General features: G+C 53.9%; 23 protein-coding genes and 1 other RNA gene. 11 read left to right on the top strand and 13 right to left on the bottom strand.

Going from position 1 to position 24,545, the window contains the following annotated elements; translation table 11 throughout:
* Window positions 1-47: 47 nt before the first annotated feature.
* A complete protein-coding gene (locus tag ACN28R_RS16245; protein ID WP_048636376.1) occupies window positions 48-746 on the bottom strand; it encodes an antitermination protein Q in 699 nt (232 codons plus the stop codon).
* 422 nt (window positions 747-1,168) lie between these two features.
* Between ACN28R_RS16245 and ACN28R_RS16250 the strand changes: the two genes are divergently transcribed.
* Window positions 1,169-1,867, top strand: a complete 699-nt coding sequence (locus tag ACN28R_RS16250; RefSeq protein ID WP_072065928.1) for a LexA family transcriptional regulator — start codon at window positions 1,169-1,171, stop codon at window positions 1,865-1,867.
* Window positions 1,868-2,080: 213 nt separating this feature from the next.
* On the opposite strand, the gene ACN28R_RS16255 is transcribed toward ACN28R_RS16250, so the two are convergent.
* From ACN28R_RS16255 to prfC, 7 genes are all read right to left on the bottom strand, one after another.
* The gene (locus ACN28R_RS16255; RefSeq protein WP_048636378.1) at window positions 2,081-2,800 is read right to left on the bottom strand and encodes a 4'-phosphopantetheinyl transferase family protein; all 720 of its coding nucleotides are present in this window, start codon (window positions 2,798-2,800) and stop codon (window positions 2,081-2,083) included.
* 97 nt (window positions 2,801-2,897) lie between these two features.
* Window positions 2,898-4,175, bottom strand: a complete 1,278-nt coding sequence (locus ACN28R_RS16260; protein WP_048636379.1) for a NupC/NupG family nucleoside CNT transporter — start codon at window positions 4,173-4,175, stop codon at window positions 2,898-2,900.
* 301 nt (window positions 4,176-4,476) lie between these two features.
* The gene (locus tag ACN28R_RS16265) at window positions 4,477-5,313 is read right to left on the bottom strand and encodes a TatD family hydrolase (protein ID WP_095835829.1); all 837 of its coding nucleotides are present in this window, start codon (window positions 5,311-5,313) and stop codon (window positions 4,477-4,479) included.
* Between the two features lie 79 nt (window positions 5,314-5,392).
* Window positions 5,393-5,581 carry a CsbD family protein gene (locus ACN28R_RS16270; RefSeq protein WP_048636380.1) on the bottom strand — a complete coding sequence of 63 codons (189 nt, stop codon included), beginning with the start codon at window positions 5,579-5,581 and terminating at the stop codon, window positions 5,393-5,395.
* A 245-nt stretch (window positions 5,582-5,826) separates the two neighbouring features.
* On the bottom strand, window positions 5,827-5,988 hold the full coding sequence (locus ACN28R_RS16275) for a DUF1328 domain-containing protein (protein WP_072065811.1): 162 nt from the start codon (window positions 5,986-5,988) through the stop codon (window positions 5,827-5,829).
* 148 nt (window positions 5,989-6,136) lie between these two features.
* On the bottom strand, window positions 6,137-6,751 hold the full coding sequence (osmY, locus tag ACN28R_RS16280) for a molecular chaperone OsmY (RefSeq protein WP_048636381.1): 615 nt from the start codon (window positions 6,749-6,751) through the stop codon (window positions 6,137-6,139).
* A gap of 908 nt (window positions 6,752-7,659) precedes the next feature.
* Window positions 7,660-9,249 carry a peptide chain release factor 3 gene (gene prfC / locus ACN28R_RS16285; protein ID WP_095834949.1) on the bottom strand — a complete coding sequence of 530 codons (1,590 nt, stop codon included), beginning with the start codon at window positions 9,247-9,249 and terminating at the stop codon, window positions 7,660-7,662.
* 239 nt (window positions 9,250-9,488) lie between these two features.
* Here prfC and tam point away from each other — a divergent pair, with 239 nt between their 5' ends.
* Window positions 9,489-10,265 (top strand): trans-aconitate 2-methyltransferase, encoded by a 777-nt coding sequence (gene tam, locus ACN28R_RS16290; protein WP_095835830.1) that lies wholly within the window; start codon window positions 9,489-9,491, stop codon window positions 10,263-10,265.
* A gap of 21 nt (window positions 10,266-10,286) precedes the next feature.
* Here the strand turns inward: tam and ACN28R_RS16295 are convergent, their stop codons facing one another.
* Entirely contained in the window at window positions 10,287-10,973 is a 687-nt protein-coding gene (locus ACN28R_RS16295) for a YtjB family periplasmic protein (protein WP_095834950.1), read from the bottom strand.
* A 159-nt stretch (window positions 10,974-11,132) separates the two neighbouring features.
* Between ACN28R_RS16295 and serB the strand changes: the two genes are divergently transcribed.
* From serB to nadR, 3 genes are all read left to right on the top strand, one after another.
* Window positions 11,133-12,110 carry a phosphoserine phosphatase gene (serB, locus tag ACN28R_RS16300; protein WP_048636384.1) on the top strand — a complete coding sequence of 326 codons (978 nt, stop codon included), beginning with the start codon at window positions 11,133-11,135 and terminating at the stop codon, window positions 12,108-12,110.
* A gap of 17 nt (window positions 12,111-12,127) precedes the next feature.
* A complete protein-coding gene (gene radA, locus ACN28R_RS16305; RefSeq protein WP_048636385.1) occupies window positions 12,128-13,513 on the top strand; it encodes a DNA repair protein RadA in 1,386 nt (461 codons plus the stop codon).
* A gap of 202 nt (window positions 13,514-13,715) precedes the next feature.
* Entirely contained in the window at window positions 13,716-14,948 is a 1,233-nt protein-coding gene (nadR, locus tag ACN28R_RS16310) for a multifunctional transcriptional regulator/nicotinamide-nucleotide adenylyltransferase/ribosylnicotinamide kinase NadR (RefSeq protein WP_048636386.1), read from the top strand.
* 128 nt (window positions 14,949-15,076) lie between these two features.
* Here nadR and ACN28R_RS16315 read toward each other — a convergent pair whose 3' ends face one another.
* The 3 genes from ACN28R_RS16315 to zapA form a co-directional block, all read right to left on the bottom strand.
* On the bottom strand, window positions 15,077-15,691 hold the full coding sequence (locus tag ACN28R_RS16315) for a 5-formyltetrahydrofolate cyclo-ligase (RefSeq protein WP_095834951.1): 615 nt from the start codon (window positions 15,689-15,691) through the stop codon (window positions 15,077-15,079).
* Between the two features lie 45 nt (window positions 15,692-15,736).
* A non-coding RNA gene (gene ssrS / locus ACN28R_RS16320) (6S RNA) lies at window positions 15,737-15,920 on the bottom strand.
* 74 nt (window positions 15,921-15,994) lie between these two features.
* Entirely contained in the window at window positions 15,995-16,324 is a 330-nt protein-coding gene (gene zapA / locus ACN28R_RS16325; RefSeq protein WP_048639681.1) for a cell division protein ZapA, read from the bottom strand.
* A 313-nt stretch (window positions 16,325-16,637) separates the two neighbouring features.
* Here zapA and ACN28R_RS16330 point away from each other — a divergent pair, with 313 nt between their 5' ends.
* The 6 genes from ACN28R_RS16330 (at window position 16,638) to ACN28R_RS16355 (ending at window position 22,852) form a co-directional block, all read left to right on the top strand.
* Window positions 16,638-17,222, top strand: a complete 585-nt coding sequence (locus tag ACN28R_RS16330) for a YecA/YgfB family protein (RefSeq protein ID WP_048639682.1) — start codon at window positions 16,638-16,640, stop codon at window positions 17,220-17,222.
* A 23-nt stretch (window positions 17,223-17,245) separates the two neighbouring features.
* On the top strand, window positions 17,246-18,562 hold the full coding sequence (gene pepP / locus ACN28R_RS16335) for a Xaa-Pro aminopeptidase (protein WP_095834952.1): 1,317 nt from the start codon (window positions 17,246-17,248) through the stop codon (window positions 18,560-18,562).
* Between the two features lie 47 nt (window positions 18,563-18,609).
* On the top strand, window positions 18,610-19,788 hold the full coding sequence (gene ubiH / locus ACN28R_RS16340) for a 2-octaprenyl-6-methoxyphenyl hydroxylase (RefSeq protein WP_095834953.1): 1,179 nt from the start codon (window positions 18,610-18,612) through the stop codon (window positions 19,786-19,788).
* 16 nt (window positions 19,789-19,804) lie between these two features.
* Entirely contained in the window at window positions 19,805-21,016 is a 1,212-nt protein-coding gene (gene ubiI / locus ACN28R_RS16345) for an FAD-dependent 2-octaprenylphenol hydroxylase (RefSeq protein WP_095834954.1), read from the top strand.
* A 264-nt stretch (window positions 21,017-21,280) separates the two neighbouring features.
* A complete protein-coding gene (locus tag ACN28R_RS16350) occupies window positions 21,281-21,589 on the top strand; it encodes an isochorismate lyase (protein ID WP_048636391.1) in 309 nt (102 codons plus the stop codon).
* A gap of 135 nt (window positions 21,590-21,724) precedes the next feature.
* The gene (locus ACN28R_RS16355) at window positions 21,725-22,852 is read left to right on the top strand and encodes an isochorismate synthase (protein ID WP_095834955.1); all 1,128 of its coding nucleotides are present in this window, start codon (window positions 21,725-21,727) and stop codon (window positions 22,850-22,852) included.
* A 107-nt stretch (window positions 22,853-22,959) separates the two neighbouring features.
* Here ACN28R_RS16355 and ACN28R_RS16360 read toward each other — a convergent pair whose 3' ends face one another.
* Window positions 22,960-23,997 (bottom strand): NADP-dependent oxidoreductase, encoded by a 1,038-nt coding sequence (locus ACN28R_RS16360; protein WP_095834956.1) that lies wholly within the window; start codon window positions 23,995-23,997, stop codon window positions 22,960-22,962.
* Between the last annotated feature and the right edge of the window lie 548 nt (window positions 23,998-24,545).

The following is a 24,545-nucleotide window of genomic DNA, read 5'->3' on the forward strand; positions in this document are numbered from 1 at the left end:
GAGTGCAAGCCTTAATTAAAAAAAAGTGGATTTTATTTTTCGGGACTTTATTGTTGCGGTGATGTAACCATGGAAAATAATTTTTCTGCGGCCGCAGATTCTTGATAACACTGGGCAATAAGAGAATCATAAAATACTTTCCAATTCCGTGACCATGTGCGCTGCGTTAAATCAGGCACCACGGTTTTAATCACTTTATATACGCTAGCCGACTTGATGGGTTTCATTCCGGATCCGCCGCAGCGGGGACACACCTTCTCTACCGTTTTACCCGCGGCGCGGGAAGCATCCAGATCGGTCACTCTCCCCCGGCCTTTGCACCGGCAACGGTTCTGCGGATCGTCCGCTGTCCGGCTGTACTCTTCCACCGCCATTTTCGCCATCAATACGATGCAATGCGCCATCTGCCGGCCTGCGGCCTTCCCCACCAGCTTTGGCGCCTGTTTCATGGCAAGACGGGCAATCCCCTCTATCGCTTTGCTTCTTTCATCAGGATCTTTGTTGTGTTTGGTCAGAATGAGGCTAAGCCCCAGCGCTTCATGCGATTGAACAACCCCCAGAGCCAACAAAATCTCGCCATAGCTGTCCCGCGAACCACGTGCAGACGTGCTGCCTTTTTTAACCTGGCCGCTCGGTCTGTTGCTGCTTTGCGGCCGATAAACATACGAAGGTGAAACATCCCGACACGCAAACATGGACGAGGCTGATTTGGGGCCGCATAGGCTAAGCGCGTGTTCAATCTTCATCGTAAAACCTCCGCATAACAAGCTGAAACGCCATACTGTTCAAGCGCTCTGTACCGTGTTGATACACTGGGACCAGATGCCCGCAGCACTAAGGCATTCAGACGATGCCTATTCTCTTCCCGCCATAGCGGCCAAAGGGGGAATATGTCTGTTTGTGGCCGGCTCGGATAGCCGGGCCTCACTCGCAACGGACGTATTGTCGGCTTACGTTCCATAGAGTCTTTCCTTTAAATCTAACGGTTAAATCATGTCGAACAGCCGCGCTGAACGGCCATCCTGCCCAGGTGCGCCGCTGCGCGCCCGGGCGATAATCCAGTCATTTTTTTGTTGATTTTATCATCCTTAAGGCAGACTATAGACAACGTAGATCAACAATACAATGAATAAAATCCACACCATGTTTATTTCTTAAGTTGGTGCAAATGACAGAGCTAACCGAACGCCTGCGCTATCTGATGCGCGAAGAGGGAATGAAACAAAAGGATTTAGCTGAAATTGTGGGCACATCACCTCAAACCGTGAACAACTGGTTGAAACGCGGCACGCTGAGTCGTGAATCCGCCCAGGCCATCAATGAGAAAACCGGTTATTCACTGGACTGGTTACTCAATGGCATGGGTCACCCGAAGCCGGAAAGCAGTAATTTCAAGGCATCCCGCCTGCATGTCACCGAGTGGGAAAGTCTCGATAAGGATGATGACGAATTTGTGGAGGTTCCATTGTTAGGCGTCAGGCTATCAGCCGGAGGGGGAGCATATGATATCGATGAAGATGAAGTGTATGCGCTCCCCTTCCGTACACATACGTTAAGACGGCTTGGTATCCGGGTAGAGGATACCCGCGTGGTTACCGTAATGGGCGATAGTATGGAGCCCAAGCTATCGGACGGCGACAAGGTCGCCGTCAACCTGTCCGACAGGCAGATCCGCGACGGCAAAATGTATGCCATTCGCATGGGGGAGTTGCAACGCGTAAAGGCGCTGATCAAGCGCCCTGACGGCAGTATCATCGTGCGCTCTTATAACCCGCTATACGAAGACGAAATCGTAACTAAAGAGCAGATCATCAACGGTGAGCTGGCCGTCATCGGGCGCGTGTGGTGGGTTTCCGCGCTGGTGTAACAGGGGCCTGGACCACACCGATCGTTAACAACCATTTCCGATCGGCGATAGCCTTGGTAAAGCGATGGCCGCCTTATCGCCAAAAAACAGCGCCGAGTTTACTGCCAGCAGCCATCGCCGCTTAACCGGCTCTCCGCCATTCCCGACGACGGCGGGGAGTGGTTGGTCTGGTAAGCGCGGCGGCGCGTGCGGGTCGCCATTAACCGGCCCAACTCAGCAACAGAGGAAGGTTGTAATATCGTCGGCTCTTTTCAGATAACTGCCTTGGAAACGGCGCCCGGCGCAAAACTCCGGCGTCAAATTACTCAGCAACTCCAGCTCAAAGCACTGCTTGGCGCTATCCAACGTAACCATCCTTGCATCAAGGAAATCGAAATAGCGTTTAATCCGGGGATACAGCGCCTTGAACAGGCTTTCTTTGGCGGAAAAATTTAACGTCAGTAAACAACGAAACTCATCATTCTGAGCGTGAAGCCAGTGGTATTCCTCTTCGTCTACCAGGCCGGGCCAGAGAGATTCAGCGCGTTTGGCAGACATAAAATCCTCAATGTCTACGCCTACGCAGGCCGGCGCGTTGTTATTGTGGATATGTGCGGCGCACAATACGCTATTGGCGCTATGGCTCAGGGAACCGGACACATTTTCAGGCCATCGCGGAGAGCGATCCTCCGCGCAGTTGAGGACGAAGCCCTCATACCCAAGCCGGCTCAACACCTGTTTGGCCAGACAGCGGCCAGCCAAAAACTCAGCCCGACGCTTCGGCACGGAGCGCTCAAGCGAATCATTGAATGGAATCTCGGCCTCGGTAAACAACCTGTCAGAATAGGCGGCCAAATGGAAATGGCTGCGGGCGCTAAAACCAGGATAAATGACGCCATCCTTAGTCTGTGGAAACGTTATCCATTCAACTTCATCAATAAAAGCAGCAAGCATGTCACTTTACTCTTGAAGGATTAATATAAGGCAATCCAGCTCCTCAACCTTCAATGAATAATGGGCGTCTCCCGCCCATTACCACTCTTGAGAACCATTACAGCGCCAAAAAGAAGCCGGCGATGCTGGCGCTCATCAGGTTGGACAGGGTTCCCGCCGTTACCGCTTTCAAACCGAACCTGGCTATATCCTGACGCCGATTCGGCGCCATACTACCCAGTCCTCCAATAAGAATAGCTATCGATGACAGGTTGGCAAATCCACAGAGTGCGAATGAAACGATCGCTTTGGTATGATCGGACAATATCGGTAAACCCGCAGAGGCGACCACATCGTCGGCTTTCAGATATTCGCTAAAATTCATATAGGCGACAAACTCATTGACAATCAGCTTTTGACCAATAAACGATCCGGCAATCGTCGCCTCATCCCAAGGAACGCCAATCAAAAACGCCACGGGTGAGAAGAGCCAGCCTAAAATCAACTCCATCGACAGTTGCGGATAGTTGAACCAACCGCCCACGCCGCCGAGGATACCGTTAAGCAGTGCAATCAGCGCGATAAATGCCAGCAGCATCGCCCCCACGTTCAGCGCCAGTTGCATCCCGGAAGCGGCACCGCTCGCCGCCGCATCAATAACATTGGCAGGCCGATCGTTTTCATCGACAAATCCGGCTATTTCCTGACGATCGTGGGTCTGTTCCGTTTCGGGAATCATCAGCTTGGCAAACAGCAGCCCGCCAGGCGCCGCCATAAAGGAAGCCGCGATCAGGTATTCCAGCGGTACGCCCATCTGCGAATAACCGGCCATGACGGAACCGGCGATGGAAGCCAGACCGCCGCACATCACGGCAAACAGCTCCGACTGCGTCATGTTGGCGATATAGGGCCGAACCACCAGCGGCGCTTCCGTCTGCCCCACGAAAATATTCGCCGTAGCGGACAACGATTCCGTGCGCGACGTCCCTAATATCTTTTGCAAGCCGCCGCCCAGCAAACGAATCACCCATTGCATAACGCCCATGTAATAGAGCACGGCGATCAGTGATGAGAAGAACACGATAATCGGCAGTACGCGAAGCGCGAAAACAAAGCCTCCGCCGCCAAATACTTCAAACATTTTGTCGGAAACCAGGCCGCCGAACATAAAAGAGACGCCTTGATTACCATAGGAAATGACGTTAGCCACCCCTTCCGTCATTCCCCCCAACACCCTGCGACCTAACGGAACATATAACACCAGTGCGCCGATGCCGATCTGGATGAGAAAAGCGCCCAGTACCGTACGCAGCTTGATGGCTTTACGGTTGCTGGAAAGCAGGACGGCAAACAAGACGAGTGCAGCCATGCCGATGAGACTCATGATGAGTTGCATGTGACGTTCCCTCTAGCACGAGATAATTAGCAATGAAATCATTTTCATAACAACTCATTGTTATAAAAACAGGGGCCAATCCCCCCGGAAAAAAGTCAGAGGCCGGTGAGATCGAGCGAGCCGATTATAAAGGCAGTTTCTCGGCAGGAGCCAACTTATGTCACAAATATATACAACGTCAAACAACTGAAAACACGCAACAGTGACATATATCACATTTTTACCATCGCGATTTTATATGTCTGTGGCCGTTTACATACGCCAAAACGGCCAAGAAAACCGCATATGCGCGCTCAATAAGTTATGGAAATGTTTCACTCGACGGCGACAATTCGAACAGGCGCAGAGTATTGCGATATAACGCATCAGCGATATCGGCGGCAGATTCAGATCGCAACTGGCAAAGAGACTGAAAAACCAGCGCTATCCGCTCAGGACGGTTAGGTTCCCCCTGATAGCCGCAGACCGGCATATCTGGCGCATCCGTTTCCAGCAGCAGATGGTCGAGAGGTAAGCGGGCGATCGCCTGGCGCGTCTTATTCGCCCGAGGATAGGTAATGGTACCGCCAACGCCAATGTAATAACCCAGCCGAATAAAAGCCTGTGCCTGTTCCAGGCTTCCGGCGAATCCGTGGATCACGCCCGTGCGCGGCACATCGGCTCGGCGCAATAGCTGCGCAAGTCGATCATGGCTACGGCGTGAATGCAGAATGACAGGAAGATCGTGCTGCTTGGCCAGCTTAAGCTGCGCTTCAAGCAGTGCGCATTGCCGCGCTAACTGCGGCGTTTGCATGTAGAAATCCAGCCCGATTTCTCCCACGGCCACCAGCTTTGCCGAGTGTTGACACAGGCTAGCTTGCAGCAGTTCCAGGTCGGCGTCGCGATGGCGGGAAATATAGAGCGGATGTAGCCCAAGGGCGGCATAAAGGGAAGGATGGTTATGCGCTAACGCGAGCACGCGATCAAAGTAGCGGGATTCAACCGCCGGAACAACAATACGTTCAACTCCAGCCGTTGCAGCCAAGTGCAGACTTCCCGATACGTTCTCGCTGAGCGGCGGGAAATCAAAATGGCAGTGCGTATCAATAAATGTATGCCGGGTAACAATGCCCCCGGTCAGCCCGTTTTCAGTGGACATCATCTTGACCGGTAAAAGAAACCTACTCCGCTGATGCCCGCAAACAGGCAGCAGAAACGCACATTGTCAATTTTTAGTCTCAGTGTAAGACCGTTTTCTCTGAAGAGGACTTTTCGTACTCTTTGCCGTAGTCTTCCTGCAACACGCCGGACAAATAGCCATTGTTCCCTTCCAGCCATGCGCAGTCACTGTCAAACCATTCGGCCCACATTGCCCAGAAATTCCCTTTCCACTGTTTCCATTTGCCGACAACGATATCGCTATTCATCACACACCTCCCGCTCCCGATATACCCAATAGATTTCAAGGTGCAGCCAATCAGCAACTAAACTCATCCCCCGACGCTAGTCCGCAAAGCGACCGGCGCGAGACCGGGGGGAAGAGCCAAATCCTTAATAAGCCAACAACGCTGCAACTTGAAAGATGAAAGGTATAATTACAGTGTGCTGGTTAAATATGACAGCCAAATGGCATCGCTGTCCATCATTCCTTATCTTTGATTTATAAGTTTATCTAAAGCCGTTTACGACCGGCAAACAAACTCACCAGGAACAGAATGACACCCACGACAAAAACGATTTTAGCCGCCCCTGTCGCTGCGCCGGCCAAGCCGCCAAAACCCAGTACAGCGGCGATTAGCGCGATGACTAAGAAGATGATTCCCCAACGAAACATATGCTCTCCTACCAGAATTTAAAAATCGTGATGGTTTCCTGATGCCGGGAAAATACATCCAACTGCGTATTCCGGTGCAGATAGCGCATTTTTCAGGCGTGGGGGTTGGGTTGTTCACCCAAGGGAACAACCCTGTGATTACTTCATGTTATGACTTGATTGTCAGATCGTTTTTAACGCTTTTCACACCGCTAACTTTTTTGGCGACGCTTTCAGCACGCGCGGACTGCGCCTGATTATCGACTTCACCGCTCAGTTGTACGATCCCCTCATGTGTTTCTACTTTCACCTTACGTGAAGGGACGATGTCATCCGCCAGCAATTTCGCCTTAATCGAGCTGGTCACCATGGTGTCATCGGCATAAGAGCCGACTGACTGCGTGGTAGTGCCTTTGACCTGCAGTTTGTCGCTGACTGAGGTCACACCTTCGGCTTTACTCGCTACCTGCACCGCGTGAGTTGCCACGTCCTGACTAGCGACGAACCCGCTCAGGGTCACAACCCCGCTCGTGGTGACGACTGAGATATCGCCGCTCTCAATGGATTTATCTTCCAACAGCGCGCTTTTCACCCTTGCCGTGGTCGCGCTATCGCTCATGTAGCCTGAGGCGGTATTAACGGAGCTATCGACTTTCTCACCCGTGGTATCTGCGATGCGTTGTGCTTTTTGCCCCAGCGTATCTTCGGCCAGAGCGTTACCGCCAGCCAGAACGGAACCCAGGACAACCGCGATCAGAGATTGAGTCAGTTTGGTCTTTGTCATCGATTTCTTCCTTTTCTATTTTTATATGCCCGGCGAATAACTCATGCCGGGCGAATTAACGCAGGTGATTACGAATCAAATGCCGGTGATTATCGCTAACATCGCCGCATTTTTACTCAATGTATTCGTTCGTTAACATCATATAAATCAGTTAACTATCTTTAAAATCAGCAAAACAACAATACAATGAACTACCCGTAATTGCGTTAACAGTTAAACAAACTAAAATAATTAACACGTTGTTAACTATAGACCACTGAGTCGAAAATCATAGGAAGATAAAAAGAAAAGAGAGGCAACTGGTGGTAATTCAGATTTGTCTGTGATCTGTGCTGCAGGTAGAACATATTTTCAAATCAGTAATAACAACCTGATAAATAAAAACAAATAAAGATAAACACCCGGCAAAGCCACGGTTTTCTCATGACTGCGCCGGGTGTTTATCTTTTCTATAAAAAAATGAGACTGTCGACAAAGTTCGAAACATCGCCATTAATGCCCCTCCCGGCCGCCCCTAGTCAGGACTATCTCTAGTGACATTTTTATGCGGACACAGAGGCAGTTTCGTGCGCCACAATGTCGCCATTTTCATGCTGTCTCGCAGCACGCGCCCGACACAGGGGGCCCAAACGCCAGCCCCCTGTGAACCCCGGCTTGCGGCTAAATTATGTCGCTGCGCGATACCTTCGTCGGTATCAGGCTTTTAACGGACCGCTTGCGACACGTTCCATACGTGGCGCAAGCTTTCGCCGCGTCCATGCGGCTCATCCTAAGCCTGCTATCTCCTCAGCATAATTTTTTACGCCGGATAACGGCAACCCCCCTCATAGCCCCTACATTTGTGACTAAGAGACAGCCCCTGCGAAGGGTCGGGGTGGGGTTATCATCAAACTCAAAAATAGGATTAATTAATGTTCGCGTGTTTGATGAAACGCGACGTCCGGGTAACGTTCCCGCGTCAGATTCAAATTGACCATCGTCGGGGCGATATAGGCCAGGTTATCGCCGCCATCCAACGCCAGATGCTGTTCGTTCTTGCGTTTGAAGTCCTCGAATTTTTTCACGTCGTTGCCTTCAACCCAGCGGGCGGTGGAGACATTGACGGATTCATAGACGGCTTCCACGTTGTATTCGGTCTTCAGACGGGCGACCACCACATCAAACTGCAACACCCCCACGGCGCCGACGATCAGATCGTTATTGGTCAACGGGCGGAATACCTGTACCGCGCCCTCTTCAGATAGCTGCACCAACCCTTTAAGCAATTGTTTCTGCTTCAACGGGTCGCGCAGGCGGATGCGGCGGAACAGTTCCGGCGCAAAGTTAGGAATGCCGGTGAATTTCATCTCTTCACCCTGGGTAAAGGTATCCCCGATCTGAATGGTTCCGTGGTTATGCAAGCCGATGATATCGCCGGGATAGGCCTCTTCGACATGGGAACGGTCGCCCGCCATGAACGTCAGGGCATCGGAAATCACCACGTCTTTGCCGGTACGCACCTGACGCAGTTTCATCCCTTTCTCATATTTACCGGACACCACGCGCATAAAAGCCACGCGGTCACGGTGTTTCGGATCCATGTTGGCCTGAATTTTAAACACAAAACCGGTGAATTTTTCTTCAGCCGCCGCCACCTCGCGGGTATCGGTTTTACGCGGCATCGGCGTTGGCGCCCAGGCAACCAGACCGTCCAGCATATGGTCGACGCCAAAGTTACCCAGCGCCGTACCAAAAAAGACCGGCGTCAGATCGCCCGACAGAAAGGCTTCCAGCTCAAACTCATGCGACGCCCCTTGCACCAGTTCCAGCTCTTCACGTAACTGCATCGCCAGCTCTTCGCCAATCGCGGCATCCAGATCCGGATTATTCAGCCCTTTTACGATACGCACTTCCTGGATCGTATGGCCCTTCCCCGTCTGGTAAAGATAGGTTTCATCCTTATAAAGGTGATAAACGCCTTTGAACAACTTGCCGCAGCCAATTGGCCAGGTGATCGGCGCACAGGCGATGTTCAGTTCGTTTTCCACTTCATCCAGCAACTCCATCGGATCGCGGATGTCACGGTCAAGTTTGTTCATGAAAGTCAGGATCGGCGTATCGCGCAGGCGGGTAACGTCCATCAGCTTGCGGGTACGATCTTCGACCCCCTTCGCCGCATCAATCACCATCAGACAGCAATCCACGGCGGTCAGCGTGCGGTAAGTATCCTCAGAGAAGTCTTCGTGCCCCGGGGTGTCCAGCAGGTTTATCAGACAATCATGATAGGGAAACTGCATCACGGACGTGGTGATGGAGATGCCACGCTGTTTTTCCATCTCCATCCAGTCGGATTTTGCATGTTGATTCGACCCGCGGCCTTTTACCGTACCGGCTGTCTGGATCGCCTGCCCGAACAGTAATACTTTTTCAGTAATGGTTGTTTTACCGGCATCGGGGTGGGAAATAATGGCGAAAGTTCTTCTTTTCGAGACTTCGCGGGCGTATTCACTAGGAGACATGATTTTCAGGTTTCTTCTGTTAGCCACCCGGCGCCGACATCAAATCACTGTGATGTCAGCGTCAGGCAAAGCGCAAATAGTAGCGAGTAAACCGTAATACCGATCGGCATCACGAATAATGGCGGCTATTTTCCCTGATTTAACGGCTATACACAATCGATGACTGAGAAGTGGTGGAAAAGCGCGCGCAACCCTCTATGCTGAAAGCCTCCCGCCGATCCGTTGCCATGGAGAAAGAGATGAACGACTGGAATCCCCCACTCTATCTGCGTTTCGAAAATGAACGAACCCGCCCCGCCCTTGAGCTGATATCCCGTATTGCGCACCCTCGGGCGGACAAGATCAGCGATCTCGGCTGTGGGCCCGGCAACAGCACCGCGTTGTTGCGTCAGGCCTGGCCGCAGGCGCAGATTACCGGTATCGATACCTCGGAGGCCATGCTGGCAAAAGCGCGGGAACATTTACCCGGCTGCCATTTCCAACGGGCGGATATCGCCGCCTGGAGAGCGGAAGCGCGGCAGGACATCATCTACGCCAATGCTTCTCTGCAGTGGGTTCGGGATCATGAGCGGCTAATTCCCCACCTGGTACGGCAGTTGGCGCCCGATGGCGTACTGGCGATCCAGATGCCCGATAACCTCGACCAGCCAAGCCATCGTTTAATGCGTGAGGTCGCCAATGCGCAAAGTTGGCGCGACAAACTGGGGGATACAGACCAGGTCCGGCAGAGGCTGCTCACGACCGAGCAGTATTACGACCTGCTGACGGCGCAAGGTTGCGACGTCGATATATGGCGCACCACCTATTACCACGTTATGCCGGATGCCCAGGCGATTGTCGACTGGTTACGAGCAACCGGGCTACGGCCGTTCCTTGCGCCGTTAAATGAAGAAGAGCAATCATCATTCTTGCAGGCTTATCTGTCGCAGTTGCAGCTCGCGTACCCGGCACGTCGGGACGGACGGTGTTTGCTGGCGTTTCCACGCCTGTTTATGATTGCCGCAAAACAGGGATAACAAAAGTCGTACTCTCTTGGCCTAGCTTTTCTCTTGCTCTTTCGCATCGCTATCAACGGCGGCGTCGTTTCCCGTCTCATCGCCGTCATCTTCTTTTAGCGGGGTGCTGGCGGTCAGCAGGTAAGGAGATTGTTGCCAGCGAGTGCGCCGGTTCTGCAACAGCGTACGCGTCAGAATGATGCCGATGGCCAGCGACAGCAGGATCATTAAACGCAGAATATTGGTGGTGTTATCCACCTGTTTGGCTTCTGTCGCCAGCACATGCGTATCAAGCGTGACGCGCAGGAAGCCTATCGGCCCGTCTTTCCCCTCAATCGATTGCACCAATTGTTGGTTAAAATAGCTGCCGACCCGATTACCGTCCAACGCCAGCCGATCGCGGAGCTGAACCTGCTCGCCGGCGCGCGCCACCAGCGAACCATCCTGCTGATAAATACCGGCATCCAAAATACGGCTGTGTTCGGTGAGCTGCTTGAGGATATTATTGATTTTCTGGCTGTTATCATCAGCGCTTTCCATCAGCGGAGAGAGACTGAACGCAACCTGCCTGGTCAGCGTACGCGCGATATCTTCAACCTGTTCAGAACGCGCCATCTGGTGACTCAGACTGAAATAGGAAGCGCCCTGCATCAAAATTACCAGCAGAGCTAAGCAAATCAGCACAATGGCTGTGCGATGTAGGCGGAATTTTACCCGGGCCCGAACCATGATTATCCTTACGCAATTTGGATACTTTATGTTGCCAGAAGCGCCGACGATAGGATAGCTTGTTGCCCTGTTTTCCGACCGATATGTTTGCGGCGACGAACGCACGCGCCGAACGTGCCGTGCCCAACCATGTTATTACCGCCAGTAGAGGAACTGCCCATGTCGAATAGTCTGACCTATCGTGATCTCCCGGATGAGATTAACTGTTGGCCCGGACTGCCGCTATCATTGAGCGGTAATGAAGTTATGCCGCTCGATTACCGCGCCGGCGACACCGGCTGGGTGTTGTACGGCAACGTACTCGATAAGAATTTGCTTTCCCGTTACCAGCGTCGCCTGGGCGTGGCGATGGTCATTGTCAGCGCGTGGAATGTGGGCGACTATCAGGTAGTGCGGCTGGCGGGCACATTGACGCCGAAAGCGACAAAGCTGGCGCATGAGATGGACATGGATGTTGCGCCCATGAGCAACACCCCCACGCTGCGCTCGCCAGGTTTGCTGGTGATGGATATGGACTCCACGGCGATTCAGATTGAATGTATTGATGAAATCGCCAAACTGGCAGGTACCGGCGATCTGGTGGCCGAGGTGACCGAACGCGCAATGCGCGGCGAGCTGGATTTTTCCGCCAGTCTGCGTCAGCGGGTGGGAACCTTAAAAGGCGCGGATGCGAATATCTTGCGTAAAGTACGCAAAAACCTGCCGCTGATGCCGGGGCTGACCAATATGGTCGCACAGCTTCAGGAAGCCGGCTGGCATGTGGCCATCGCATCCGGCGGATTCACCTATTTTGCCGATCACCTGAAAGATAAACTGGGGCTGGTTGCCGCCGTCGCCAACGAAATGGGCATGCGGGATGGTAAACTGACCGGCGAAGTCGTCGGCCCGATCGTCGATGCGAAATACAAAGTTGCCACGCTGCGTAAGCTGGCGGAAAAACTGGACATCCCCATGGAGCAGACCGTCGCTATCGGCGATGGCGCTAACGATCTGCTGATGATCAAAAGTTCTGGCTTAGGCATTGCCTATCATGCCAAGCCCAAAGTCAACGAACAGTCGGCCGTGACGATTCGCCATGCCGACCTGAACGGTGTGCTGTGCATCCTTAGCGGCAGCATGAGACACGAGAAACGCTAATCTAACCGAGGTAATCCGTGGCAAAAGCAGTCAAACGCGCCTTTGTATGTAATGAATGCGGAGCAGACTACCCGCGCTGGCAGGGACAGTGCAGCGCCTGTCATGCCTGGAACACCATTACCGAAGTTCGGCTGGCCGCGGCATCCTCATCCTCCCGATCCGACCGCCTGACCGGCTATGCCGGCGAGAGCGCCGGCGTCAGCCGGGTACAAAAACTGTCGGAGATCAGTCTGGAGGCATTACCGCGCTTTTCCACCGGTTTCCAGGAATTTGACCGGGTGCTTGGCGGCGGCGTGGTTCCGGGCAGCGCCATTCTGATCGGCGGCAACCCTGGCGCCGGTAAAAGCACCCTGCTGCTGCAAACGCTGTGCAAACTCGCCGCACAGATGAAAACCCTGTACGTCACCGGGGAAGAATCGTTACAACAGGTCGCGATGCGGGCGCACCGTCTCGGTTTACCCGCCCACGATCTGAATATGCTGTCCGAAACCAGCATTGAGCAGATTTGCCTGATCGCCGAGCAGGAACAGCCGAAGCTGATGGTGATTGACTCTATTCAGGTCATGCACCTTGCCGATATCCAGTCATCTCCCGGCAGCGTCGCGCAGGTGCGTGAAACCGCCGCCTACCTCACCCGTTTTGCCAAGACGCGCGGCGTCGCCATTATTATGGTCGGTCACGTCACCAAAGATGGTTCGTTGGCTGGCCCGAAAGTGCTGGAACACTGTATCGACTGCTCCGTGCTTTTGGACGGCGACGCCGATTCCCGTTTCCGCACCCTGCGCAGCCATAAAAACCGCTTCGGCGCCGTCAACGAACTGGGCGTATTCGCCATGACCGAACAGGGTCTGCGTGAAATCAGCAATCCTTCCGCCATTTTTCTCAGCCGCGGCGATGAAATCACCTCCGGCAGTTCAGTGATGGTGGTATGGGAAGGCACGCGTCCGCTGCTGGTGGAAATTCAGGCGCTGGTGGATCAGTCAATGATGGCGAATCCGCGCCGGGTGGCGGTAGGACTGGAACAGAACCGCCTGGCGATCCTGCTGGCCGTGCTGCATCGCCACGGCGGCTTGCAGATGTCCGATCAGGATGTGTTCGTCAACGTGGTCGGGGGCGTCAAGGTGACGGAGACCAGCGCCGACCTGGCGCTGTTGCTGTCTCTGGTGTCCAGCCTGCGCGATCGCCCGTTGCCGCAGGATCTGGTGGTCTTCGGCGAAGTGGGGCTGGCAGGCGAGATCCGCCCGGTGCCCAGCGGGCAGGAACGCATTGCGGAAGCCGCCAAGCATGGTTTTAAACGCGCCATCGTACCTCATGCCAACATGCCGAAAAAACCGCCGCTCAACATGCAGGTTTTCGGCGTTAAAAAACTGGCCGACGCGCTGGATATTCTCGACGATCTATAAAAAATCGTCAGGAACGATTTTTAACGTCGCACCGCGACGGCCCGCAGGGCGAGTCTCATGGATGAGACGAGTAAAAAATCGTCAGGAGCGATTTTCAACGTCGCAACGCGACGGCCCGTCCAGCCCCCAATTCCGAACTTTTCCAGCAGCCCGAGATGCTCTGTGGTATTTTGTTTAGTACGCTAAACAGGAGTGTCGGGATATGTCACCATTCGATTATCTGAAATCCGCCATCCGGAAAAAAGGATGTACCCTGCAACAGGTCGCTGATGCGACGGATATGACCAAGGGTTACCTCAGCCAGTTACTTAACGCCAAAATAAAAAGCCCCAGCGCGCAGAAACTTGAAGCGTTGCACCGTTTCCTCGGCCTTGAGTTTCCCCGCTATGAAAAAAAGATTGGCGTGGTATTCGGCAAGTTCTATCCGCTGCACACCGGGCATATCTATCTGATCCAACGCGCCTGTAGCCAGGTTGACGAACTGCACGTGATTTTGGGCTACGACGAACCCCGCGATCGCCTGTTGTTTGAGAACAGTTCGATGTCGCAGCAGCCAACCGTCAGCGATCGCCTGCGCTGGCTATTACAAACCTTTAAGTATCAGAAAAATATTCGCATCCACGCTTTTAACGAACAGGGAATGGAGCCTTACCCGCACGGCTGGGACGTATGGAGCAGAGGTATTCAGGCCTTTATGCAGGAGAAAGGCATCCAGCCCAATTTTGTCTATACCAGTGAAGAGCAGGATGCGCCGCAGTACCGCGAACATCTGGGTATTGAAACGGTACTGGTCGATCCTAAGCGCTCATTTATGAGCATCAGCGGCGCGCAGATCCGCCACGATCCCTTCCGTTACTGGGAGTATATCCCAACCGAAGTCAAACCCTTCTTTGTGCGCACCGTCGCCATCCTCGGCGGCGAATCCAGCGGTAAATCCACGCTGGTCAACAAGCTGGCAAACATCTTCAACACCACCAGCGCCTGGGAATACGGCCGTGATTATGTGTTTTCCCACCTGGGCGGCGATGAGATGGCCCTACAATATTCCGACTATGACAAAATCGCGCTTGGACAGGCACAATACATTGATTTTGCAGTAAAATATGCCAATAAGGTGGCGTTCATCGATACCGATTTCGTCACTACGCAGGCATTCTGCAAAAAGTATGAAGGGCGCGAGCACCCATTTGTTCAGGCACTGATTGACGAGTATCGTTTCGATCTGGTTATTCTGCTGGAAAACAACACCCCGTGGGTCGCAGACGGATTGCGCAGCCTGGGCAGCGCCTCTGCGCGGTCGGAATTTCAGAATCTGTTGAAAAGCATGCTGGCCGAGAATGATATCCCGTATGTCCATGTTGAAGAGTCGGACTACGACTCGCGTTTTCTGCGCTGCGTTGAACTGGTGCAGCAAATGCTAGGGCACGTGCGGTAGAGACTTGTTACGCCTGTCCGCATACAAGAAATAAGCCGGACGGGCGTTGCCGATGCCGATGCCGCCAGCGTCGGGAACGTCTCGGGGTTCTTTTCACCCCTTCGCCTACCGGCGGCGGACTAATCAATTCACCAACGCCAGCAGCGGGAGGGGGTAATGATTTCCGGCAGCGGGATATCCCAGCTTTCGACCGGCAAGGCATCAACCTGCTGACAATCGTGCGCCAGACCGATGGGATAGGGTCCGCGCTGCGACCAATGCTGCAGAGTGCGGTCGTAGAAACCGCCGCCCATTCCCAGTCGCTGCCCCTGACTGTCAAAAGCCACCAGCGGCGTCAGCAGCACATCCAACTGCTGCACGGGCAAAACCTGTTGCACATTGAGGCGAGGCTCTAAAATCTTCAGCCGGTTCACCACCAGTTCGGTATCCGGCTCGTAGCGCAGGAACAGCAGATTTCCGGCGCTGAACGGGTGTAAAACCGGCAGATACACCTGTTTACCCTGTTGCCAGAACCGCTGAATCAGCGGCTGGGTATCCAGCTCGCCATCAAACGATAAAAACACCGCGATAGTTTTAGCCTGTTCTATTTTTCGATGCGCCGACACTTGCGCCAGAGCCTGCCGCGCAAACAATGCCTGCTGTTCCGCGCTGAGCTGACGCCGCCGTTGCCGCACGTCCTGACGGATTTGCTGCCGAAGCTGGGCTGAAGAAAGCGATGATGGGGATGATGAAATCGGCTGCATACGAAATAAAGGTAATCGCCGTGATGGATCACAAATGAAAGAAAGGGAATCTCCGAGATGCCGCCGCAGGCTGTAACCCTTGAACCCTTGGTTCAAGGTGAACATAACGTCGCGGTCTTAAGGCTTCTCGGACTAGCCGAGCATGCTCACCAACTGCGGAGCGTTACATTCTATTGGTTTGAAATATCGGCTCAGGGGACTGGCCCGCTGACAAACATCTCAGAGAAATTTTATTCGTTACTCGCTATAAACCTTATCACGTCTTATCACGTAAGAACACTGCGCTTTTATTAAAACTCGACGTTACTCAAACTGGGCGCCCTGACGATCGGTGATGCGGCCTTGTTCCAACAGCGCCTGTTCGATGGTCTGTTGCAGCATACGGATACGCTGTTCCATATTGGCGGCATAGTCACGCGTTTTCCCGCGTTCCTGCGCCAATTCATGGCACACATTCAGCGCGGCGATAAACACCAGTTGCTCAGTGTTGGTGACTCTGGTTCGAACTTTAAGATCTTGCAACCGCTGGTTAAGGTCTTCTGCTGCCTGATTCAACGCTTCCTGTTGTTCCGGCGGACAATTGACTCTTAACGAACGGCCAAAAATCTGAATATCTACTGGTTGTGCAGACATACCACCTTCCTGCCTTATCTTAATTTTCGCGCCCGCATAGGATAAATCCTGCGCTGCCTGGCAGCGGTCGGTTAAAGCGGGCGTCACTATATATATCCCAAATATAAGATACAAGCCCTTTCTGGTATACCCAAAGTAATTGGAGTTGCGGCCAGACAGCAAACGAAGCATCCCGATGCGCCTACTCTGGTAAGTGATTCGGGTAAGAGAGAGCCGCTAACAACGCTGCGACTTCAAGTTAAGAAGGGTATATAGCAGCGGAGCTTGGTGGTAGCATAACATGAACTAATCCTGCCAACGATGACGAATGCGCATGTCTATAGAGAATACGTTTCCAGGCTATGAAGCCATTGACCATTTGCTGCACCAGCAGCAGATCGCCCTAACCGCCGCAGAGATGCACGGACTGATCAGCGGTATGCTGTGTGGCGGCAACCATGACGACAGTTGGAAAACGCTGGTGCTTGAGCTGACGAACGACGGAATGGCTTTTCCACAGATGCTGTCTCAGCCCCTTCAACACCTGTATCAGGCCACGCGTGAGACGCTGGAAGATGATGGTTTCATGTTTCAGCTTTTCCTGCCGGATGATAACAACAAATCCGTCACGGTTTTCGACCGGGCGGATGCGCTGGCCGGTTGGGTAAACCACTTTTTGCTGGGTTTAGGCGTGGTTCAGCCCCGGCTGAACAAAGTTCAGGGTGAGTTGAAAGAAGCGATTCATGATTTACGCAACATCGCTCAACTTGGCTATGACGAAGATGAAGATCAGGAAGAGCTGGCGCAATCTCTCGAAGAAGTTATCGAATACGTGCGCGTTTCCGCCATTCTGTGTCATAACGAATTCACACATCCACAGGTTATAGCGCCAGAACAGAAGAAACCGACGCTGCATTAACAGAATATTTTCAGGAGCAGGTGATGAATCAACAAGAATTCCTTCGCCGTCGTCAGACACTGCTGGAGAAAATGGCTCCTGCCAGTGCCGCGATTTTTTTTGCGGCCCCCGAAGCCGCGCGCAACGCCGACAGCGATTATCCCTATCGGCAAAACAGCGATTTCTGGTATTTCACCGGGTTTAACGAGCCTGAAGCCGTACTGCTGTTGATTAAAAGCGATGAAAAACATCATCATAGCGTAATATTCAACCGGGTTCGCGACCTGACGGCCGAAATCTGGTTTGGCCGGCGTCTTGGTCAGGAAGCCGCGCCCGCCGCGTTGGGCGTCGATCGCGCGCTGCCTTTCGACGACATCAACTCCCAGTTATCTGTCCTGCTGAACGGCCTGGATGTGGTCTATCACGCGCAAGGGCAATACGTCTATGCCGATAAGCTGGTGTTCTCTGCGCTGGAAACGCTGCGTATGGGAACACGTCAGGGTTTCATCGCCCCGCCGACGCTGACGGACTGGCGCCCGTGGGTGCATGAAATGCGCTTATTCAAATCGCCGGTGGAAATCGATATCATGCGCCGCGCCGGCGAGATCACTGCGTTGGCGCACACACGGGCGATGCAGACCTGCCGTCCCGGCATGTTCGAATATCAGCTCGAAGGGGAAATTCATCACGAGTTCACCCGTCACGGCGCGCGTTACCCCTCTTACAACACCATCGTCGGCAGCGGTGAAAACGGCTGTATTCTGCACTACACCGAAAATGAAACCCAAATGCGCGACGGCGATTTGGTGCTGATCGACGCGGGCTGCGAATATCAGGGGTATGCCGGCGATATCACCCGGACTTTCCCGGTCAACGGCAAATTCACCGCCCCGCAGCGCGCAATCTATGACATCGTACTGAGCTCCCAGCTCCGGGCATTGGAGATGTTTGCGCCAGGCGTCAGCATCCGTGAAGTCAATGAGGAAGTGGTGCGCATTATGGTCGCCGGACTGATTAAGCTGGGGATCATGAAAGGTGAAGTGGAGCCGTTGATCGCGGAACAGGCGCATCGTCAGTTCTTTATGCATGGCCTGGGCCACTGGCTTGGGCTGGACGTACACGACGTCGGCGACTATGGCTCAACCGATCGCGGCCGCCCGCTCGAACCGGGCATGGTGGTCACGGTAGAACCCGGTTTGTATATTGCTCCCGACGCCAACGTCCCTCAACAATATCGCGGGATCGGCATTCGTATTGAAGATGACATTCTGATCACGGAAAACGGCAACGAAAATCTGACGGCGGGCGTAGTAAAAGACGCCGACGCCATTGAAGCCTTGATGGCGCAAACTGCCGGATAACTCAGGGCAACCGCTTGAAAGATGACGGATATTCGGGACAATAAAACATGACGATAATGATTGTCGGCGGCGGCATGGCCGGCGCGACGCTGGCGCTGGCGATAGCAACGCTTTCACAAGGGAAAGTGCCGGTCGAGCTGATTGAAGCAAAATCGCCGCGCGATCGTCGGCATCCGGGATTTGATGCGCGGGCGATCGCCTTGTCGGAAGGAACCAGCCAGCAGTTGGAAAACATTGGTATCTGGCAGGCGCTGGCAGGCTGCGCAACCCCGATAACCCATATCCATGTCAGCGACCGCGGTCACGCCGGTTTTGTTAATCTTCGCGCATCGGACTATTGCGTGCCGGCGCTGGGTCATGTGGTTGAACTGCATGAAGCCGGGCAACGGCTATTCTCGTTGCTGCAAAAAGCGCCCGGCATTCGTCTGCACTGCCCGGCTAAAGTGGTCTCCGTTACCCGAACACAGAACGACGCCACGCTGACGCTGGATAGCGGCGCGAAACTGACGGGGCAGTTGCTGGTGGCCGCCGACGGTTCTCTTTCCAGCCTGGCGCAATCCTGCGGTATCCGCTGGCAGCAGCAGGATTACGATCAGATCGCCGTTATCGCCAACGTCACCACATCGCAGCCGCATCAGGGCCGGGCGTTCGAGCGCTTTACGCCGCACGGGCCGCTGGCGCTGCTGCCGATGAGCAAGGGGCGAAACGCGCTGGTCTGGTGTCATGCGCAAGATCAACAGGATCGCGTCGATAGCTGGAGCGAGGCCGAATTCCGCCGGCAGCTACAGCTGGCGTTCGGCTGGCGTCTGGGCGCCTTTACCCATATTGGCGAGCGCCGCAGTTATCCCTTGCGCTTACTGACGGCCGATCGGCACATCCATCACCGGCTGGCGCTGGTGGGAAATGCGGCCCAGACGCTGCATCCGATTGCCGGACAAGGCTTCAATCTGGGGCTGCGCGATGTGATGTCGCTGGCGGAAACCATCGTCAATGCGGCGAACAGCCAGCAGGATCCGGGCAGCTATGCGATACTCAGCCGTTACCAACAGCGCCGTCAGCCCGATCAGCAGGCTACCGTGGCGATCACCGACGGCCTGGTCAGGTTGTTCGCCAACCGCTATACCGCATTAGAGATTGGCCGCAATCTGGGCTTGATGACCATGAATAATCTGCCGCTGATGCGCGATACGTTTGCCCGCCGCACGTTAGGCTGGGTGGAACGTTAATAAGGGAAAGACCTATATGCAATCATTCGATGTGGTTATTGCCGGCGGCGGTATGGTCGGTTTGGCGTTGGCCTGCGGCTTACAGGGCAGCGGCCTGCGTATCGCCGTATTGGAACAGCGGCCGACGGAATCCCGCCCGCCTGACGCCGAATATGCCCTGCGGGTATCGGCCATCAACGCCGCCAGCGAATGTCTGCTCCGCCATCTGGGCGTATGGGAAAGCCTGACGGCGCAGCGCGTCAGTCCTTACAATGAGATGCAGGTCTGGGATAAAGACAGCTTCGGCAAAATCAGCTTTAGCGGTGAAGAGTTCGGTTTCGCCCATCTGGGCCACATTATTGAAAACCCGGTAATACAACAGGCTCTGTGGCAACGGGCCTCGCAACTGAGCGATATTACCCTGCTGGCGCCTGCCGCGTTAAAGCAGGTCGCCTGGGGGGAAAACGAAGCCTTTATCACCCTGCAGGATGGCGGCATGTTAACCGCACGGCTGGTCGTCGGGGCGGACGGCGCGCACTCCTGGCTGCGCCAGCATGCCGATATCCCCCTCACCTTCTGGGATTACGGTCATCATGCGCTGGTCGCCACCATTCGAACGGAATCGCCGCATCAGTCGGTTGCGCGCCAGGTCTTTCACGGCGACGGCATTCTCGCTTTTCTGCCGCTCGGCGATCCGCACCTCTGTTCGATCGTCTGGTCGCTGCCGCCTAATCAGGCGCAGGCCATGCTGACATTGCCCGCCGGTGAATTTAACCGGCGGTTGGCCGTCGCGTTCGATACCCGGCTGGGGCGGTGTGAACTGGAAAGCGAACGGCAACTTTTCCCATTGATGGGCCGTTATGCCCGCAGCTTTGCCGGCCATCGTCTGGTGCTGATCGGCGATGCCGCCCATACCATCCACCCGCTGGCGGGTCAGGGCGTCAATCTTGGTTTTATGGATGTGGCGGAATTGATTGCCGAGTTGAAACGCCTGCAGTCGCAGGGCAAGGATATCGGTCAGCATCTCTACCTGCGGCGTTATGAGCGTAAGCGTAAACACAGCGCCGCCGTTATGCTCGCCAGTATGCAAGGATTCCGTGAACTGTTCGACGGCAATAATCCGGCCAAAAAGCTCTTGCGCGATGTGGGTCTGCTGCTGGCGGACAACCTCCCCGGCGTCAAACCGACGCTGGTGCGTCAGGCCATGGGGTTAAACGATCTCCCCGAATGGCTGGATGAACATCACTAACGCCGATACAAGCCGGGCGCCCACGCCCGGCGTTGACCAAGGGTAAAGGCTTATAGAAAAGCGGCCAAAATACGCTAAAAAATAAAATGGGCTATTATAAAAAGATGAGGAAGAATCCACTCAAATTTATTAGCAGGTTATAAAAAAGAGAGCGGATTTATTAATAAAATTAAGCAAATTAATTTATTAAATAGTTATCTAAATTCATTTTATATCAATATATTTATTTCATAGTAACAATCGCCACTAAAAAGGAGCATTATCATGCTGAGCCCTAATGAATGCCGCAACCTGCAAGACGTAAGGGAAGGTATTGATACGATAGACAAACAGATCTTCTCGCTTTTTCTCCAACGTCTGGAGTATGTTTATGCCGCCAGCCAATTCAAACCCGACGAAGCCAGTATCGCGGCGCCGGACCGCGTGACGGCGATGCTTGATGAGCGCAGGCGCTGGGCGAGAAAACAGCAGGCTAATGAAGACTTCATTACCTCACTGTATGAACATATTATTTATACCTATATTAAGGAGCAAACTGAATTTTGGCGCAAGAAAAACAATAAAACGGCATAGATAATATTTAATTATACACAAAAAAACATTAGCTATTTTATGTAGTAAGCATTCCCGGGGATTAAATGGTTCGGGTATAGACGACACCGAAATAACAAACTTTATTTCAGTTGTTTACCAAGAAAGGAATGCCATATGGAAAGATCCTTTAAACATGATAGCTTTTTATTCTCCTCGGTGTTTCACAGCCTTTATACCGAAGGTATATTTAAAACCATTACCCAATCCGCGACCAGCCCGGCCGAGCTCTGTCGTATATTAACTCACGAGTTCGAACAGGCGCGCCTTGCCGGTATCACGCAACCGATTGTGGTAGGGGCAATCCCTTTTGATACGCGCCACCCTTCTTCATTATATATTCCGCGCGCCAGCCATTTTTTATCACGAGAGGCATTCCGGCAAAAACTGCGCAAGATACAAAGGACTCCGCTGTTGATCACCGAACGTCAGCCCTTACCGGATAAGGATCATTTTCTCGCTATGGTGGAAAAGGCGGTAAAGGAGATTCGTCAGGGAACGTTGCAAAAAATCGTCTTGTCACGTACGCAGTCAATACGGACCGAACATCCGATCGAAACCATCGCGCTGCTGTCCACGCTGGCCGAGCAAAACCCAGACGGCTATCATTTCCGTTTGCCGCTGGCGGAAAATCGTTATCTGTTCGGCGCCAGTCCTGAACTGTTGCTGCGGCAGGAAAAACGCACAATCGCCACCACCCCGCTGGCGGGCACGATCAAACGCGATGCGGATGCACAGCAAGATAGGGATAATCGCGATCGGTTGCTCGCCTCTGACAAGGATCGGCACGAACATCGTCTGGTTATCGAAGATATTCGCCAGAGACTGTCGGGCTACTGCGCCAAACTCGATATTCCGCAAACGCCCACGTTGCTGCCGACGCCCCAGGTTTGGCATCTGGCTAGTCCGATTACCGGCCAGCTAAAAGCGGACAACGCCCATCCTCTGTTTCTTGCCTGTCTGTTGCACCCCACGCCGGCGCTATGCGGCGTACCAATGGAAAAGGCCCGCGGCCTGATTAGTGAATTGGAGCCATTTGAACGAGGCGTATTTGGCGGCATCGTCGGCTGGAGCGACGCGGAAGGAAACGGGGAATGGGTTGTCGCCATTCGCTGCGGCGTCAGCCAGCATAACGCCGTGCGATTGTACGCCGGGGCCGGGATCGTCGCTGATTCTGAACCCGCGGCCGAATGGCGGGAAACGGAAGCCAAAATGCGCACGATGCTGGCTGCGCTGGGCCAGTAATCTAATCACACCTGACGCCTGAAAGCGTAAAGCTCTCTAACACGGCACAACGTCGGCCCGACCGTGCCCCCCGTTATTCGCCTGGCGAAAACGGGGGGATTAAAGCTTTATGCATCCGGCCCGACGCGCACCACCAGTTTGCCGAAATTGTGCCCCTGCAGCAGCCCGATAAACGCCTCTACGGCGTTTTCCAACCCTTCGACCACATCTTCCCGGTATTTTATTTTGCCTTCGGCCAGCCATGGGTTGATGGCTTTACTGAACTCATCGAAGCGGTGCCCGTAGTCATCGAAAATAATGAAGCCCTGCATGCGGATACGCTTTTTCAGGATAGTTCCCATCAGCAGCGGCAGACGATCCGGCCCATCCGGCAGCGCGGTGGCATTGTAGTTGGCTATCAGTCCGCAGAGCGGAATTCGGGCCGACGTATTGAGCAACGGCAGCACCGCATCGAACACCTTACCCCCTACGTTTTCGTAGTAGATATCGATCCCATCGGGGCAGGCGGCCTTAAGCCGGTCGGCAAAATCCGCCGCGCGGTGATCGAGACAGACATCGAAACCCAGCTCGTCAACCGCATAGCGGCATTTCTCCGCCCCTCCGGCGACCCCCACCACACGGCAGCCTTTCAGTTTGGCGATCTGACCGACCGTCGCGCCGACCGGCCCTGTCGCCGCCGCGACGACCAGCGTTTCCCCGGCCTTGGGTTGGCCGATATCCATCAGCCCCATATAGGCGGTAAAACCCGGCATGCCTAGCACGCCAAGCGCATAAGAGGGTTTCGCGGGCGATGTCCCCAGATGGGTTAACCCGCTGCCATCGGAAACCGCGTAATCCTGCCATCCGCTGTAGGACAGCACCCAGTCCCCTACGTGATAATCCGCATGTTTCGAGGCGACGACCCTGCAGACGGTTGACCCGACCATCACCGCATCGATCTCGACCGGTTTGGCGTAGGATGGCGTATCGCTCATACGACCACGCATGTAGGGATCGAGCGAAAGGAAGACCGTGCGCAACAGCACCTCGCCCTCTTTTACCTCGGGGATAGGCTGTTGCTCCAGGCGGAAATCATCATGCGTGGGAGCACCATGCGGACGTTGCGCCAACACAATACGGCGATTGTTCTGATCTGTTTGCGACATGATTCTTCTCCTTGATGAACGAAGTGGATAAACGGGCGGCGTCCCGGCATCAGGGCAACCTTTCGCACGCCTCGACAGCGGTATCCCGCGCTAACACTTTCCATCATAGCTCACCGCCTTTCGCTCCCCATGACAATGCGAATGTTTTTTAACACGGATGTTTTTGCCGATTCGTACAGCAAAACGGCGGGAACTCGCGGAGATCAGGCAAATTTAATCAGCGTCATTCCCGCCAGCAGCAACAAAATGCCAAACCAGACTGCATCGGCTGCCAGCGCTGCGCAGCCGATATTGGGGAATATCACGCGTTAAACGCCCTCATTTATCTGTCTCGACGTCCTTTTTTGGTGCACCAAAACCTCAAATTGCCATATATGTGTGCAATCCGCCGTCACTCGGCGCTATTCGGCGCGTCTCGCCGCTAAAACGATTTTTTATTCCTAATAATCCGTTATTACAACCACTTAGCGTCATCCCGTCATTTTAGAAAGATCATCTGGCATGGCCTTTGCTCAGACTATTTAAGTACGGTCTTAACCATGACATAA

Origin of the sequence: Brenneria goodwinii (assembly GCF_002291445.1) — a bacterium.
GTDB classification, from domain to species: Bacteria; Pseudomonadota; Gammaproteobacteria; order Enterobacterales; family Enterobacteriaceae; genus Brenneria; species Brenneria goodwinii.

What these genes read in the sequence shown, in the direction of transcription:
- ACN28R_RS16355 (WP_095834955.1), top strand. Translation starts at nt 21,725, where the DNA reads ATGGAAAGATCCTTTAAACATGATAGCTTTTTATTCTCCTCGGTGTTT.
- ACN28R_RS16255 (WP_048636378.1), bottom strand. Translation starts at nt 2,800, where the DNA reads ATGCTTGCTGCTTTTATTGATGAAGTTGAATGGATAACGTTTCCACAG.
- ACN28R_RS16330 (WP_048639682.1), top strand. Translation starts at nt 16,638, where the DNA reads ATGTCTATAGAGAATACGTTTCCAGGCTATGAAGCCATTGACCATTTG.
- ACN28R_RS16245 (WP_048636376.1), bottom strand. Translation starts at nt 746, where the DNA reads ATGAAGATTGAACACGCGCTTAGCCTATGCGGCCCCAAATCAGCCTCG.
- ACN28R_RS16360 (WP_095834956.1), bottom strand. Translation starts at nt 23,997, where the DNA reads ATGTCGCAAACAGATCAGAACAATCGCCGTATTGTGTTGGCGCAACGT.
- ACN28R_RS16295 (WP_095834950.1), bottom strand. Translation starts at nt 10,973, where the DNA reads ATGGTTCGGGCCCGGGTAAAATTCCGCCTACATCGCACAGCCATTGTG.
- ACN28R_RS16265 (WP_095835829.1), bottom strand. Translation starts at nt 5,313, where the DNA reads ATGTCCACTGAAAACGGGCTGACCGGGGGCATTGTTACCCGGCATACA.
- serB (WP_048636384.1), top strand. Translation starts at nt 11,133, where the DNA reads ATGTCGAATAGTCTGACCTATCGTGATCTCCCGGATGAGATTAACTGT.
- osmY (WP_048636381.1), bottom strand. Translation starts at nt 6,751, where the DNA reads ATGACAAAGACCAAACTGACTCAATCTCTGATCGCGGTTGTCCTGGGT.
- ACN28R_RS16250 (WP_072065928.1), top strand. Translation starts at nt 1,169, where the DNA reads ATGACAGAGCTAACCGAACGCCTGCGCTATCTGATGCGCGAAGAGGGA.
- pepP (WP_095834952.1), top strand. Translation starts at nt 17,246, where the DNA reads ATGAATCAACAAGAATTCCTTCGCCGTCGTCAGACACTGCTGGAGAAA.
- tam (WP_095835830.1), top strand. Translation starts at nt 9,489, where the DNA reads ATGAACGACTGGAATCCCCCACTCTATCTGCGTTTCGAAAATGAACGA.
- prfC (WP_095834949.1), bottom strand. Translation starts at nt 9,249, where the DNA reads ATGTCTCCTAGTGAATACGCCCGCGAAGTCTCGAAAAGAAGAACTTTC.
- ACN28R_RS16350 (WP_048636391.1), top strand. Translation starts at nt 21,281, where the DNA reads ATGCTGAGCCCTAATGAATGCCGCAACCTGCAAGACGTAAGGGAAGGT.
- ACN28R_RS16315 (WP_095834951.1), bottom strand. Translation starts at nt 15,691, where the DNA reads ATGCAGCCGATTTCATCATCCCCATCATCGCTTTCTTCAGCCCAGCTT.
- nadR (WP_048636386.1), top strand. Translation starts at nt 13,716, where the DNA reads ATGTCACCATTCGATTATCTGAAATCCGCCATCCGGAAAAAAGGATGT.
- ACN28R_RS16275 (WP_072065811.1), bottom strand. Translation starts at nt 5,988, where the DNA reads ATGTTTCGTTGGGGAATCATCTTCTTAGTCATCGCGCTAATCGCCGCT.
- zapA (WP_048639681.1), bottom strand. Translation starts at nt 16,324, where the DNA reads ATGTCTGCACAACCAGTAGATATTCAGATTTTTGGCCGTTCGTTAAGA.
- ubiH (WP_095834953.1), top strand. Translation starts at nt 18,610, where the DNA reads ATGACGATAATGATTGTCGGCGGCGGCATGGCCGGCGCGACGCTGGCG.
- ACN28R_RS16270 (WP_048636380.1), bottom strand. Translation starts at nt 5,581, where the DNA reads ATGAATAGCGATATCGTTGTCGGCAAATGGAAACAGTGGAAAGGGAAT.
- ubiI (WP_095834954.1), top strand. Translation starts at nt 19,805, where the DNA reads ATGCAATCATTCGATGTGGTTATTGCCGGCGGCGGTATGGTCGGTTTG.
- ACN28R_RS16260 (WP_048636379.1), bottom strand. Translation starts at nt 4,175, where the DNA reads ATGCAACTCATCATGAGTCTCATCGGCATGGCTGCACTCGTCTTGTTT.